Origin of the sequence: Kribbella capetownensis (assembly GCF_004331485.1) — a bacterium.
GTDB lineage: Bacteria > Actinomycetota > Actinomycetes > Propionibacteriales > Kribbellaceae > Kribbella > Kribbella capetownensis.
This window is the reverse complement of sequence record NZ_SJKD01000010.1, coordinates 63,530-78,066: the sequence shown is the minus strand read 5'-3', so window position 1 is coordinate 78,066 and position 14,537 is coordinate 63,530. Positions and strand designations below refer to the sequence as shown.

11 protein-coding genes are annotated in these 14,537 nt (G+C 68.3%); 4 read left to right on the top strand and 7 right to left on the bottom strand.

The features are described from left to right. Window positions 1-7 precede the first annotated feature (7 nt). The 3 genes from E0H75_RS35230 to E0H75_RS35220 are packed head-to-tail and all read right to left on the bottom strand — an operon-like array spanning window position 8 to window position 4,769. Window positions 8-1,843, bottom strand: coding sequence for an alpha-amylase family protein (locus tag E0H75_RS35230; protein ID WP_131518048.1), 1,836 nt, complete (start codon window positions 1,841-1,843; stop codon window positions 8-10). After that, a complete protein-coding gene (locus E0H75_RS35225; RefSeq protein ID WP_131518047.1) occupies window positions 1,840-2,688 on the bottom strand; it encodes a 2-hydroxy-3-oxopropionate reductase in 849 nt (282 codons plus the stop codon). Before E0H75_RS35225 ends, E0H75_RS35230 begins: the two co-directional genes overlap by 4 nt. Continuing rightward, the gene (locus E0H75_RS35220; RefSeq protein ID WP_131518046.1) at window positions 2,685-4,769 is read right to left on the bottom strand and encodes an alpha-amylase family protein; all 2,085 of its coding nucleotides are present in this window, start codon (window positions 4,767-4,769) and stop codon (window positions 2,685-2,687) included. Before E0H75_RS35220 ends, E0H75_RS35225 begins: the two co-directional genes overlap by 4 nt. Before the next feature lie 80 nt (window positions 4,770-4,849). Here E0H75_RS35220 and E0H75_RS35215 point away from each other — a divergent pair, with 80 nt between their 5' ends. Continuing rightward, window positions 4,850-5,644, top strand: coding sequence for a hydroxypyruvate isomerase family protein (locus E0H75_RS35215; RefSeq protein ID WP_131518045.1), 795 nt, complete (start codon window positions 4,850-4,852; stop codon window positions 5,642-5,644). A 754-nt stretch (window positions 5,645-6,398) separates the two neighbouring features. Here the strand turns inward: E0H75_RS35215 and E0H75_RS35210 are convergent. After that, complete coding sequence (locus E0H75_RS35210; protein WP_131518044.1) at window positions 6,399-7,307, bottom strand: LysR family transcriptional regulator; 909 nt, start codon at window positions 7,305-7,307, stop codon at window positions 6,399-6,401. 78 nt (window positions 7,308-7,385) lie between these two features. On the opposite strand from E0H75_RS35210, the gene E0H75_RS35205 reads away from it, so the two are divergent. Continuing rightward, window positions 7,386-8,426: an EamA family transporter gene (locus E0H75_RS35205; protein ID WP_131518043.1), complete on the top strand. Its 1,041-nt coding sequence runs from the start codon at window positions 7,386-7,388 to the stop codon at window positions 8,424-8,426. A gap of 812 nt (window positions 8,427-9,238) precedes the next feature. Continuing rightward, on the top strand, window positions 9,239-10,291 hold the full coding sequence (locus E0H75_RS35200) for an alpha/beta hydrolase family protein (RefSeq protein WP_238163466.1): 1,053 nt from the start codon (window positions 9,239-9,241) through the stop codon (window positions 10,289-10,291). Here the strand turns inward: E0H75_RS35200 and E0H75_RS35195 are convergent. From E0H75_RS35195 to E0H75_RS35185, 3 genes are all read right to left on the bottom strand, one after another. Beyond that, window positions 10,272-11,117 carry a methyltransferase domain-containing protein gene (locus tag E0H75_RS35195; protein ID WP_131518042.1) on the bottom strand — a complete coding sequence of 282 codons (846 nt, stop codon included), beginning with the start codon at window positions 11,115-11,117 and terminating at the stop codon, window positions 10,272-10,274. The two genes, E0H75_RS35200 and E0H75_RS35195, sit on opposite strands and share 20 nt — an antisense overlap. Window positions 11,118-11,205: 88 nt before the next feature. Further along, a complete protein-coding gene (locus E0H75_RS35190) occupies window positions 11,206-11,880 on the bottom strand; it encodes a hypothetical protein (RefSeq protein WP_131518041.1) in 675 nt (224 codons plus the stop codon). A gap of 8 nt (window positions 11,881-11,888) precedes the next feature. After that, window positions 11,889-12,242 carry a hypothetical protein gene (locus E0H75_RS35185; protein ID WP_131518040.1) on the bottom strand — a complete coding sequence of 118 codons (354 nt, stop codon included), beginning with the start codon at window positions 12,240-12,242 and terminating at the stop codon, window positions 11,889-11,891. Between the two features lie 156 nt (window positions 12,243-12,398). Here E0H75_RS35185 and E0H75_RS35180 point away from each other — a divergent pair, with 156 nt between their 5' ends. Further along, a complete protein-coding gene (locus E0H75_RS35180) occupies window positions 12,399-14,363 on the top strand; it encodes a sensor histidine kinase (protein ID WP_131518039.1) in 1,965 nt (654 codons plus the stop codon). The last annotated feature ends 174 nt before the right edge of the window (window positions 14,364-14,537 follow it).

Here is a 14,537-nt window from a genome sequence, read left to right as displayed (position 1 = left end):
GCTCTCCTCACACACAGACCAGTACTTCGAACAACCCGATCTCCGGTAGCTGCACCCAGCCGTCGGTCACCGGCAGGTGCTCACCGGACCGCAGCGCTTCGACTTCCCGCACGCCGTCCGGCAGCCGTAGCCGCGCCGGACCGACGGGGACGGGCGGAGCGAACCGCTGGTCGGTATCCCCCGATCTGTTCAGCAGATGCACGACCGTCCCGGCCGCGGACCGGCCCAGCACGATCTCGATCTGCTCCGGCAGGTCCGTCTCCATTGACGTCCCTCCGGCCCTGATCACCTCGTCGACCAACAGATCCCGGTGCACGCCCAGCCCGACCTCGCGGTACGAACGCCCGATGGTCCACGGGAACAACACTGTGTTTTCACGCCTGACGACCCCCGGATGCTCGAGCTGCACGTGCCCGTGACATTTCTCCGGCGGCCCGTACGGCGCTCTGGACAGCGCGAGCAGACCGACCTCAGCACCAGTTGGCGGCTCCACGACGTGAAACGCACCGAACACCGGCACCCCGCCCTCGAGATGCAGCGAGCGTGTGTCCTCCTCCGTCGTGTAGCCAGCCAGCCGTCGTACGGGCAGTCGCGCCACCTCGGTGGCGCCCGTGGCAACGATCCCGCCGATGTAGCTCCCGAGGTCAACCGGTCCGAGATCCGGAAGCCCGACCACCCGATAGCGGCCCAGGTCGACATCATGAAGCCGCTCCGCCGGCAGCACATCGAACGGGACATGACGCTGGAGCAACGACAGGTAGAGCCCCCGGAACTCCGGCGTCGAGCCTTCCTTCGGCCTGACCAGCAGAGTTTCGGCGGCCGGCACGAGGTCTCGATAGACGTCCTGGTGATCGCGATGGAACCTCGTCAACTCCCCCGCGACCTGCAGGCACGCGTACGGATTGTCCGACGGCGTCCCCATGATGTACGTCGACGGGTTCGCGCCGCGAGCGATTGCCTGGAGCAAGTACTGCGCGAAGTGCTGAGGGTCCTCGCTCGCCATCCGGTACGGCATGTCCACGAAGCCGACCGAGTTCGTCAGCACCGGGACCGTCGGGCGGTAGGTCTTCGCGGCACTCACGGCCTCACTGGTGCGGTGGTGCCACAGCGGACGGCCGACGGCGTTGTTCGCCTCGTGGAACACGATGTCGGCCTGGTCGCCGAGCACCAGCGGCGCCTCGGGCCGGCGTGCCGCGAGGTGATCCCGGATCCGCTGCGTGAGATCGGCCAGAACTGCTTTCGAGAACAGTTGCCAGTCCTCATAGCCCGGCGAATTCCGCCCGTCCGGCAGCGGACCGTCGTACCGCTCCTGGCACGACACGCAGTGGCAGACGCCGTGGTACACGCGGCTGTAGTCGACCTCGTTGAACGACATCCAGTTGCAGAAGAAGCCGTCGAGTGGGTAGCGATCGAGGACCTCGTCGAGGACCTCGAACAACTTGGCCTGGTAGTAGTCGCCGCTCGGGCAGACGCTGGTCAGGCCGTTGTAGACCTGGCGCGCGCCGTCCGGTCCGACGAAGCACCAGTCCGGGTGTGCCTCGGCCCGGCGGTGGTCGATCTTGGAGAAGTCCATCCGGCCCATCACCCGGATCCCGCGCCGCGCGGCCGCCTTCACCGCGTCGCCGACCAGGTCGCCGGACGGACGCTCGGCCAAGTGCGGGTTGCGGGTCTGGAAGTCGAGGTCGGTCGGATAGTTCGAGAGGATCCCGCCGACGCTCAGCAGCCAGGTGTTGGCCCCGAACTCCTCCAGATAGTCCAGCACCTTCTCCACGTCCAGCCCGGCGTCGATCTCGCGCAGGTTGGTCTGGAACATCCGGAACGGATCGTGCCACCAGAGCCTCATGCCGGCCCCCGGCGCAGCGTGCGGTACAGCGCGGAGTGGTCGAGGTCGCCGTCGCCGTCCGCGATCGCGGCGTTCATCAACTGCTGGGTCGCGGCCGTGTTGGGCAGGGCGAGGTCGAGCTCGGCGGCGGCCTGCACGGCGAGGCCGAGATCCTTGCGGTGCAAGCGGATCCGGAACCCTGGATCGAAGGTCTGCTTCACCATCCGCTCGCCGTGCAACTCGAGGATCCGCGAACTCGCGAAGCCGCCCATCAACGCCTCGCGAACGATCGCCGGATCCGCGCCGGCGGCTTTGGCGAACAGCAGCGCCTCAGCCACGGCCTCGATGGTCAGCGCGACGACGATCTGGTTCGCGACCTTCGCGGTCTGGCCGGCGCCCGCGCCGCCGATCAGGGTGATGTTCTTGCCGAGCGTCTCGAAGATCGGGCGGGCTCGCTCGAATACCTCCGGCCGGCCGCCGACCATGATCGTCAGGGTCGCTTCCCGCGCGCCGACCTCCCCACCCGACACCGGTGCATCGAGGTAGTCGCAGCCCAGTTGGTCGATCCGCTCTGCGAATCCGGCGGTCGCGGTCGGCGAGATCGAGCTCATGTCGATCACCAGCGAGCCCCGCTGCAGCCCTTCGGCGACTCCGCCCGGCGCGAACAGCGCCGACTCGACGTCCGGTGTGTCCGGGACCATGAGGATCACGACCTCGGACCGCTCCGCGACCTCCTTGCCCGACCCGCACACGTGCGCCTCGACCTCGGTCCGGCCGCGGTAGACCGACAGGTCATGCCCGGCAACAATCAGATTGTCGACCATCGGACGACCCATCACGCCGAGGCCGATGAACCCGATCCTCATGCGTCGCCCCACTCCACGTGCACGACCTCGAGCAGTCCCGCGGTCGGGATGACGATCTCCGCACGACCGTTCGCGACCATCGGCTCGACGTCCACGCCGGCGACCAGCAGCCGCGCTTTCAGCGGCCGATCCGGTACGGCGATCGACACCCGCTGCGGTGGCAGCGGGAGGGTCTCGCGGATCGGGCCGCGCATCGCCATCGGGTTCGTCAGGTTGACCAGGGCAACGGCCACGCCGGTGTCACCGCGATGGACCGCGACATCGACCAGGCCGGCGCCCTCGACGCTCACCTCCGGCGCCTTGCCGAGCGCCCAGCCGACCGCGTTCGCGATCAGCCGGCCGTGATCGGACTGGAGCGCCTCCCAGAAGATCGCGCCGAGGTTGAATGGGAAGTAGACCGTCCGGCCGCCGTTCGCGTTCTCGGTGCAGATCACCGCTGGCCGGTCCGGCGCCTCCCGCGGATAGACCTCCTCCATCGGCAGATCGGGGAAGTCGGGAATGAACCTCCACGGAACGACTCCGGTCACCTCGACGCCCAGGATGTTGGTCCCGCCAATGATGCGGGTCGTTCCCTCGAACCCCGCGTTCAGCGGATGCTCGTCCATCAGCGCGATGTAGTTGTTCTTCACCGCGCGACTCGGCTCGCTCAGCCGTACCCCGAGTACATCCCCGAGGCCGAAGTCCGCCCGCGCTTGCCCCTGTCCGTCGTACAACGAGCTCTGGTACGACGCCACGAGCGAGCCGCCATGGGCGACGTACTCACGCAGGACCGCACACTGGTCGTCGCTGAGTTGCTCGGCGTTCGCGAGGACGACGAGCTTGAACGGGCTGAGTCGTTCGGCGGACAGGAGTTGGTCGGAGACGAACTCGAACGGGACTCGTGCCTCGACCAGTGCGTGGTAGAAGCCGTCCTCGTGATCGTGATCGCCGGCGTGGAGTTGGCCCGTGCGGGTCGGGTCGAGCAGGGCCACCTCGGCGGTGATGCGCAGGTCCCGCAGTACCGGCTCGACGGTCGCGTGCAGGTTGAAGGCGTCGACAATCGGCTGCACCCAGCGGTGGTCCGGCACGCTCGCGTTGAACTTGGTGAACCACGGCAGCGCACCGTGGGCGAACCCGTCGACGATCCAGGTCTTCACCTCTTCGCCCGGCGCGACCGAGTCCTTCCAGCGGTACTGGTGCTCCGGGCCGACCGAGGTGATCAGGCGAACCGGTCGATCCGGGAAGACGCCGCGGTTGCGCTTGCCGTTGCGGCCCGCGGCCCACGGCGCCTCGATGCCGTGCCGGCCTTGTTTGTCGATGATGAACAGCGGTGCGAGTGGCTCGGCCAGATCGCGGGCCAGGTCGCGCGCGGCGAGTGCCCCCAGGTTCGGGACGAAGCGAGCGTGCGGGCGGAGGTCGCGAACGGCCTGGTCCCAGATGCCCACGAGTTCACCGAGCCGCCGGTGGCGCCAGGCGACGTACTCCGGCCAGCCCTCGGCGTACTCGGCGGCGGGCAACTCGAGACCGCTCTCGTCGCGGAACGACTTGCGCGCCGCCTCGCTGTAGGAGATGCCGTAGTACCCCTCCCACCGGTTCGCGAAGACCGCGTCGACGCCGTAGTCGCGGACGATCTCTCGGATCACGTCGGTGATGAACTCCCGGTGGTACGCCGTGAACGCGCAGGTCAGCCAGATGCCGGGGTACGCCCAGTGCTCGATCGGGTTGCCGTCGCGGTCGCGGGCGAGCCACTCCGGGTGGGCCTCGGCCGCGTCGGCGTGGATCGCGTGCGGGTCGACGCGCGCCATCACGCTCATGCCGAGACTGCGCGCGCCCTCGACCAGGGTGCCGAACGGGTCGGTGTCGCCGAGGTATTTGCTGCGGTGGTGGTACTCGAGCCGGGTCGGGTAGTAGGCGACGTACCCGCCGGCGCTGATGCAGGTCGCGTTCGACTTGCTGTCGCGCATCAACTGCAACCAGAAGTCCGCGTCGAAGTGCGCGGGATCGTCCTCGGCCAACGTGATCTGGGCCCACCGCGTGGCCGCCAACGGCCAGTCCGGATCGGAATCGGCGGCTGGGGCCTGCTGCTCGGGCTCGGTGTGCATCGCGCCTCCGGAGTCGTCGGGTCCTTAGATTGTCAGACAAGAGTGCACGACTGGCAAGAGCTGGTGTTAGCCTTTTCATCATGGAGTACCGGGGTCACGAGCTGAGTGCGAACGTCTCGATGCTGTTCACCGAACTGCCCTATCCGGACCGGTACGCCGCTGCCGCGCAGGCCGGATTCCGCGTCGTCGAGTCGTGGTGGCCGTTCGCCGTACCTGATCCGTCCGCGGCCGAGACCGACGACTTCGTGCGGATGGTCGAGTCAGCGGGAGTGGCGCTGGGTGCGCTGAACTTCTACGGCGGTGACATCCCTGCCGGGGAACGAGGTGTGGCCTCGCATCCCGATCGACAGGATCAGCTCGCGGGTAACGTCCGGGCCGTCGTGGCGATCGCGGAACGGACCGGTTGCCGGTTGTTCAACCTGCTCTACGGCCAGCTCGACGATCGCTGGTCACCCGCGGAGCAGGCCTTGTGCGCGACGGATGCGATCCGGTCGGCAGCCGGCGCCGTGGCGGGGATCGGCGGGACCGTGCTGATCGAGCCGCTCACGAAGGGTCTGAACGGCCGCTATCCGTTGTGCACCGCGGACGACGTACTCGCTCTGCTCGATGGTCGATTGCAGGATGTCGACAATCTGTCGATGTTGTTCGACACGTTCCACCTGGGCAGCAACGGGGTCGATCTCGTCGCCACTGCATCAACGGTTGGCGTCGCGCACGTGCAGCTGGCCGACAGTCCGGGGCGCGGCGAGCCGGGCTCAGGTTCCCTGCCGATCGACGAGACCCTGGACGCCTTGAAGGCAGCGGGCTACCACGGCGTCGCAGCCTGCGAGTACAAACCAACAACCGACACCACCACCAGCCTCGCTTGGATCTAGATGTACTCGGTCACGAGGTCGGTCGCCGCCGGCTGAGCACCCCGCCGCCGACCGCAGCGAGATAGCCCCGGGCCCAGCGCGCTCCCGGCCCGCTACCAGCCAGTGCAGTTCGAGGCCCAGTGCGCTTCCCTGGCCCCGGTACGACTTTGAGCACGGGTCGACCACATGAGCGAGGAGCTTTAGATGGTTGATCGGTGCTCAAAGTCGGTCGGAGTTGTCCGGCGCGGGGGGTGATCGGCTGCCCGGAAACAAGTTGCCCGCAAGCGGCGAAAAGTTTCCGTGCAGCGGGCCCCCGAGGGCCAGCGCGCGGTGGTGGGTGGCGAGAGGGGTGGTTGCGCGGTCGTCGGATGCGACCGTAAACACCTTCTGGTGACTGTGGACAGGTCATGCCATGTCCGCGGTCCCCGGATTCCGTCCGCCGTCCCCAGGTCCTGTCCGCCGTCCCCAGGTCCTGTCCGCCGTCCCCAGGTCCTGTCCGCCGTCCCCAGATCCTGTCCGCGCCCCCGGTGGCCGGCCGCAGCAGCGAGCGATCCTCGGCCATAGATAGTGCATCTCCGGGGAGCGCAATTTAGCGACGTTGAGCACGGGCCGACCATCCCAGTGGGTGTCTGGTGGTTGATCGGTGCTCAAGGTCGTGGATGCACGGGAACGGCTCGCGCGTACCTCGGCACGGCAGGGCACCACCAGGTTCGTGGCTGGTGATTGATGCCGCTTGCACGAGGCGATCAGCTGTCACCAACCTTCTTGGAGACAGCTAGAGGCTTTCGCTGGCGGCTGCGCGGAGTGCGGCCGCGACGGCGGTGACTGCTGGGGTCTGGGTGCGGCGGGTGAGCAGGAAGACCTCGCGGCCGACGGAGCCCTCGGCCGGGAGCTTGACGGCGACTCCTGGTGGTGCGCCGTGGCCGAGGACCAGGTCCGGGAGGAGTGCGCCGGCGCCCGTCGTACGAACCAGCTCGAGCAGGATCAGGAAGTCGTCGGAGCTGTAGCGCAGATCCGGTTCGAACCCGCCGAGCTCCCGGCAGACCCGCACCTGCATCTCGCGATGACCGGTGCCGGGTTGGCACGACGCCCACGGAACGTCGGCCAAGCGCGCGATCGACACTCGGTCAGCGGAGGCCTCGGGATGGTCCTTGGGCAGCACGACACGGATCTCTTCGCGCAGCAGGCGCTCGCGGAGCAGGTCGGCATGGATGGCCCGCGGCTGACCGTCGTACTCGTCGCCGATCACTACATCCAGCTGCTGCAGCCTGAGCGCCGGCGCGGCCTGCTCGACCTCGGCTTCGGCGGCCTCGATGCGGATCTCAGGGTGAGTGGCGGCGAGGGCCTGCACGGCCGGGGCGACGATGCGCAGGAACGCGGACTGGAAGGACGCGACCCGGACCACTCCAGCAACCCGGCCCGCCGCGACCGCAGCCAGCTCCGCCTCTGCCGCCTCGACGCCTTCGAGCAGCGCGGCGGCATGCCGGACCAGAACCTGACCGGCCGCAGTCAGCCGGACGTTGCGCCCGATGCGTTCGAGCAGCTGAGTCCCGGCCTCACGCTCCAGCACGGACAGCTGCTGCGAGATGGCGCTGGGCGTGTATCCGAGGGCGCGGGCCGCGCCGTGCACGGTGCCGCGGCCGTGGACTTCGCGCAGGAGTCGGAGGCGATGCAGGTCCAGCATCTGTTCAGGATAGCTACACGATGCTGTCCATGAAGCCGCGATGGACGTGAACAATCGGATGGCCTGACCATCGATGCCGTGGGCGCCCTCTTCTGTCTTCTGTCCGCCGCCGGGTTCGGGGCGATGGCCGTGTTCGGCAAGCTGTCGTACGACGCCGGCGTTTCGGTCAACGCGCTGCTACTGGTTCGCTTCGGCCTCGCCGGTGCGGTGCTGCTCGCGATCGCGCTGGCCCGCGGCGCATTACGCAATCTCCCTCGCCGGGCCGTCTTCGCCGGTCTGGGCATGGGCGTCTTCGGTTATGCGGCGCAGGCCGGTCTGTACTTCTCCGCGCTGGCCCGGATCGACGCGTCGCTGGTGGCGCTGATCCTGTACGTCTACCCCGTGCTGGTCATGGCCGGCGCCGTCGTACTGCGACGAGAGCGCGCATCTCGGCGGCGGGTCTGGGCACTCGGTCTGGCGCTCGGCGGCATCGGGCTGGTGCTCAGTGGCGCCGCGACTGGGCGGTTCGACATTGTCGGCGCACTGCTGGCGCTGGGGGCGGCGATTGTCTACACCGGCTACATCCTGATTGGTGATCGGGTCGACATGTCCCCGCTCGCGCTTGCCGCGCTGGTCTGCAGCGGGGCGTTCGGCACGTTCCTGCTGACCGGGTTCGTGCGCGGCGGCACCGATCTCGGGTTCGCCCCGGCCGGGTGGCTGTGGCTGGGAGCGCTGGCCCTCGTCAGCACGGTCGCGGCGATCCTGTTGTTCTTCGCCGGGATGGCTCGAGTCGGCCCGTCGGTCGCTTCGATCCTGTCGATCCTCGAGCCGGTCGTGACGGTGATCGCCGCGGCTGTGGTGTTTGGCGAGGTACTCACGCCGATCCAGTGGCTCGGCGGTGCGCTCGTGCTGTCCGCCGTACTGATCGTCCAGTGGCCCAGCCGGCCCTCGGCTCAGGCCGGGCACCGGCCCTCCACTCAAGCCGGGCGCAGGTCGTCTGCTCAGGCCGGGCGGCAGACTGGGGCGGTGGCGAGGTCGGCGTTGGCTCGGGTCGCGGCGTTGAGATTCTTCGGAGCGGACGACCAGGCGGCGACCCACAACTCCTGCGCGTGCTCCGCACCGAAATCGCCTGCCGCGTGAGCAGCCATCATCGACAGGTGGTGGGCCCAATCGGCGGCGGCCGCTCGGTGTGCAGTTGCAACCCGGCCCAGGACGGCCATCCGCTGCTTGCAGGCCGCCGCCGTACTCCCGGTAAGTTTCGCGCAGCCACCCGCGGCCCTGGCCTGCGCAGTCAGGGCGGCATTGAGCGCGGCGATATCTCCGGGTCCGGCCAGCCGTGTCCGCTTCCAGATCGCTTTAGTGACCTCTTCGGAATTCTTGCCGCTCAGTAAATCAGTCCGAGCCTGAACGTGTTCGCGCCAATGCCCGGCCGCCGTCCGAGCCGCGGCAACGACCGCCTCTGTCGTCCGGATCTCCGCAGTACAAGCATCAGCGTGTGCTCTGCCGGTGACATTCCGCACCGGCTCCGACACGCTCGCGGTCGGTGCCGGATGGTTCGCATTATGTGCGGAATGATCCGCAGTCGGTGGAGGCTGAACCGTCGGCTTGTCACCCGGCCCGAGCTGCGCGATCGCCACGCCCGCTGCGATGATCACCGCAGCGACCACCCCCACGGCGACCAGCAACATCGGCCGCCGTTCCCGGTGTATTGCCCGTCTGGCTCGCGACATTTTCAAGTCCCCCAACTTGAACAATTGACCGTCCGGGCAAAAATGCTGCCACGGCACGCGGATACGCGCGACTCATTCACGGTACGCGACAGTAATCGTGCATTCTGTACTACCGCCGGAATTGCGCACAATCACGGTCCGGATCGGACCGGGCACACCCTGCCGACAATCGTTGCCGGATCTTTCGCCGGATTCGTGGCGTACGACGGCAGACTGGATGACATGAACCGGCGGATGGCGTGGGCGGGAGTCGCCGCACTCGCGACGACGGCCGCGGTCGCGTGTACCAGCGACGACAACGCGGCACCCCCTGCGTCCACTCCGAGCACGGCCACCTCGACCTCGGCCACGCCATCCGCTGTTCCCTCGCCCACTCGCTCCACCGCGGCACCAACGCCCACGCCCACGGCCGCGCCGCATCCGGTCTCACTGCAGGCGCTCATCGCGAAGAAGTACGACGGCCGCAATCTCCGCCTCGTCCGCGTGCTGGCCCGCTATGCCGCCTACACCCGCTACCACGTGACGTACTCCAGCGGCCGACTGACGATCTCCGGGATCATGAACGTGCCGACCACACCCGGACCGCATCCGGCGCTCGTCCTGAACCACGGCTACATCGACCCGGCCGTCTACACCAACGGCCGCGGCCTGATGCGTGAGCAGGACTACCTCGCGCGCCGCGGGTACGTCGTACTGCACACCGACTACCGCAACCACGCGCAATCGACGGACGACCCACGAGCCGAACTCAACCTGCGTCTCGGCTACACCGAGGACGTGATCAACGCCGTCCTCGCGCTTCGGACATCGCAGTACGTCGATCCGGAGCGGATCGGACTGCTCGGTCGGTCGATGGGCGGCGGGATCACGTACAACGTGCTCGTCGCGCAACCCGGGCTGGTCAAGGCCGGCGTCGTCTTCGCTCCGGTCAGTTCCGACACTGTCGACAATTTCAACCGCTGGACCCGGGACGAGCGGCCGGTCGCCACGGCGATCGTGCGCGCGTACGGCGAACCCGCCCGGAACCCGACGTTCTGGCGCAACGTGTCACCGGTGAACTTCTTCGACCGGGTCACGGAACCCGTCCTGATCCACCACGGCACGTCCGACTCGACCTGCCCGATCTCCTGGTCGCGCGAGACTCTCGCCGCGCTGAAGGCCGCCGGCAAGGACGCCACGATGTACACCTACCCCGGCGAGGAACACGCCTTCGGCCCGGCCTGGCCGACCTCGATGGCGCGCACGGTCGCTTTCCTCAAGCAGCACGGGGTTTGAGCGCACTGACGGCGTACATCGTGAGGGACATGTGGAAGGCGCCTCGGTCGGCTGCCTCGGCTAAGCCCTTTGCGAAGTTGTCTGCCTCGGCGGGGGTGATGACGCCGGCTTGGGCGGCGGTGAGATGCATCATCGCGATGAAGCCTTGGCGGGCGCCTTCTTGCGCCTCGATCCAGGTGGACGCGGTTTCGCCGGTGATCTCCAGGCCGGCTTCGGCCAGCAGACCGCGGAGTTGTCTTCCGGAGAACGGATTCGCGGACTCGGACAGGAAGTAGTCGACCATTCGCTGCAGTACGTCGGGATCGGCCGGGTGGATGATGGCGGTCGCCCAGTCCGTGTCGATCAAGGCGATCCGGCCGCCGGGACGGAGTACGCGTGTCATCTCCTGGACGACCGCTGCCGGATTGTCGACGTGCTGCAGGACGCGCTCACACCGGAGAACATCCACAGACTCGTCACCGAACGGCAGTGCCTCCGCATGACCATCGACGTACTCCACCTGCACTCCGGCTGACCGTCGAACCGCCTCGGCGCGGAGGCCGGGGCTCGGCTCGACGCCGATCGCGTGACCGTCCGGACCGACCAGCTCCGCGAAGGCAACGACGTCCTCGCCCGTGCCCGAACCGACGTCAACCGCCGTCTCCCCCATCGCCGGCGCCAAGTGTCGGAGTGCCCACATCTTGAGCGTCTTCACAGCCGGCTGCGACGCCATCTGGTCGAGGATGAACGCCTGCCGCTCGATGTTCTGCTCAGCGACATGCGTCAGCTTGAAGCTCCCCCGCGTCGCGTCGACCACGGGCTCGTCCGGGACCTGAGTCTCGGTCATCTGATCTCCCCCTTCAGTACGCCGAGAGTAGCGCCGGACGAGCCGCCCCCGAAGCCCTTTCCCTGCAGGCCGTTGAGGACACGGCCCTTTAGGGCAAAGGCTGCCATTCGTCGTTCGTCATCCGCAGGATCGCCCACCCCACCGCGGCGAACCCGGCAGCCTGCAGACCCCAGCCGAACAGGTCCAGCGTGTGGTTGGGCACGATGATCGCCGCGATGAAGTGGATCGGCTGCGAAACCATCACCGCCACCGCTGCCCATCGAGCCACGATCCGCGACCGCCACATCGCAATCCCCAGCACGACCGTCCCGACCACGTGCCCGAAGACGAAGATCGCACCGGCCAGATTCATCGATCCGTGTGTCACGTCGACCGCCTTGGTGATCGACGCGACATCCAGCCCCGCTGTCCCCGCCGACCAGGTGAACAGATCGCTCGACGCCGTCCACGGCAGCGACAGATAGCCGGGTACGACCAGGAAGAGCGCGATCGCGGTCAGCCACGGAGCCCGCCGCCGGGTGAGCCGGCCGACCGCGTAGGCACCCGGCACCAACGTCAGGATCCCGATGAAGCCGAGCCAGATCACCATCGAACTACGATCCAGATTGTCGACAATCTTCGTGACGATCGTCGACACGTCGTCTACCGTGTCGTACGGCAGGAAGTACCGCAGCAGAGCGACCGCGGCCGGCCCGATCGGCAGGATCAGAGCCGCGACCCATCGCTGGACGGGGCGTACGTCGGCGCCCGTCGTACGCGTCATCGTCTGGCTCATCGCGCCCCCACCAGCTCACGCGACGGCAGCAGTACCGCGATCACACCGAAGATCGTCAGCGCCACCCCGATCCCCGCAGCGGCGACTGCCGGCGCCGGGACATCGGACGCGAAGAACGCCGGTACGGCGAACAGCGCCGACGCGATCCGCAGCGTGATCAGCGGCGCCAACGCCCACCGCCTTCCCTGCCAGGCGAAGCCGACCAGCACGAGGCTGACCAGCCCGACCACGGCCGCACCAACCGCGATCTCCATCGGCGGGTGCTCCCCATCGGTCAGCAGCGGCGTGAACAGATCCACCACCGACAGCAGCCCGAGCACAACCAGCCCGGCCTTGTTCCTTCCAGACATCTCGCTACCCCCTCAACAGGTTCTGACCGCTCTACCGTCACGCGCCGGCCGGCCGGCGCGCTTGGGGCTGCGCTCCCAACGGCCCAGGCATTTCCCCGGCCGATCCGGGATCGTGTTCCCGAGACGCCAGGACACCTCCGGGCGCACACTGCCGGTATGAACGCATCCAGTCCGCCGTCGAAGCGCTTGCTCGCGGGTGGTCTGGGTGCGTTCGCCGTCGCCGAAGTTGTCGCCGGGGTAGCGATCGCCACCGCGATCGGGTTGAGCTGGTCGGAGGCCGTGGACGCGTTCGTGGTGACGAACGGCCTGATGGGACTGACCTTCGGGCTCTGTGGCGCGGTGATCGCCTGGCACCGGCCGTCGAACCCGATCGGCTGGCTCTTCATCGCCGACGGCATTGGTCACGCCACCACCGCATTGGGCGGGCCGCTCGCCTTGGCCCTCCCGGACGGCAGCGCGATTCAGCGCGTGACCGTCACCGTCGCCCTGGCCGCGTGGCCGTGGTCGATCGGCCTGTTCCTCCCGCTCGCCCTACTCCTGTTCCCCACCGGCCGCCTGCTCTCGCCCCGGTGGCGCCGGGCCGCGATCGGCATCGTTGCGACCGCACCACTGTTCGTTCTCGAGATGGTCGGCAGCGGCGAGACACTCTCGCCCGGCGTATCGACCGGCTACCTGACCATCCCGTCGTACGACGCCCTCGGGCCTCTGTGGGCGGCGACCGAACTGCGCAACCTGGTGGCAATACTGCTTGCCATCGTCTGTCTCTTCGTCCGCTACCGGCGTGCCGACGAAGTGGGCCGCCGGCAACTCTTGTGGTTGCTGCTGTCCTCCGTCATCGCCCTCCTCTTCGTGACTCCCTGGTCCTTCGTCGCCGGAACGCCGATCTTCGTATTGTTGACAATCCCGCTGATCCCGATGTCCGTCGCGGTCGCGATCGTGCGATACCAACTGCTGGACGTCCGGCTCGTCGTCTCCCGCGCACTGACCTGGGCGCTGCTGTCTTTGGTTGCCATCGGCGCCTATTCCGCCCTGGCCGCGCTCCTCGGCACCTTGATCTCGTCCCACGTTGGCCGATCCGCCGCGATCACTGTGCTTCTCGCACTCATCCTCGCGCCGATCCTTCCCCGCCTCCAGCGCCTGGTCGACCGGGCCCTGTACGGCGACCGCCGCGACCCCGCCCGCGTCGCGTCCCAGGTCGGCGAACAACTGTCCGTCGGGCTCCCCGGCGTCGTCGCGGCCATCCGCTCCGCCCTCCGCTTCCCGTACGTCGGTCTGATTGTCGACAACACGACTGTCGCCACCGACGGCACACCACCGCACACCGTCGTGCCGCTGGAGCTCGAGTACGGCGGCCGGGTCGTCGGAACGCTCGAGGTCGGCGTGCGATCCGGGGAGTCCACGGTGTCGTCGGCGGATCGCGACGTTCTCGCGCTGGTCGCCGTACCGCTCGCCGCGGCCGTGCATGCAACCCGATTGTCGACAGAACTCCAGTCGTCCCGGGAGAAGCTGGTCTCCGCGCGAGAGGAGGAGCGCCGGCGAATCCGCCGCGACCTGCATGACGGTCTCGGTCCCACGCTCACCGGAGTCGCGTTCACTGCCGACGCCGCCGCCAACCTGGTGTCGGCTGATCCGGTCAAGGCGGCGGACCTTCTGGCCACCCTGCGCGCCGACACTCGTACCGCGATCGCCGACGTACGTAGGCTTGTTGACAATCTGCGACCACCCGCGCTGGATGAGCTCGGCCTCGCCGGAGCACTGCGGCAACGCGCGGACCAGTTGTCCTTCCGCGCGGACGGCGCGTCTGTCCACGTGGAAGTTTCGGCCGACGGATTGCCGGCGCTGCCCGCGGCCTTGGAGGTCGCCGCCTATCGGATCGCCACCGAAGCGCTGAACAACGTCGTCAAACACTCGCACGCGACCACCGCCGTACTCGCCCTACGCTGCGGCCCCGACCTCGAAGTAGAAGTTACCGACAACGGCCCACCCAACGGCGCCTGGCGCCCCGGCGTAGGCCTCCAAGCCATGCACGACCGAGCCACCGAACTAGGCGGCCACCTGGAAGCCGGCCCCACCCCCACCGGCGGCAAAGTCCAAGCTCACTTCCCCCTAACCCCAACATGACGCCGCCACTCTGCGTCGCCTCCACTCGGAGCCGACCCGCTCGCGGTTACCAGTCGCGGAGACCGGCTTTGCCTCGAGCCGACTCACCCGCGTCGGGTCGCATCGCGCAGACCGGCTTCACCCGGATCCGACGCGCCCCGGTCCGCTACCCCGGCCTGACCTTCGTCTGGAGCT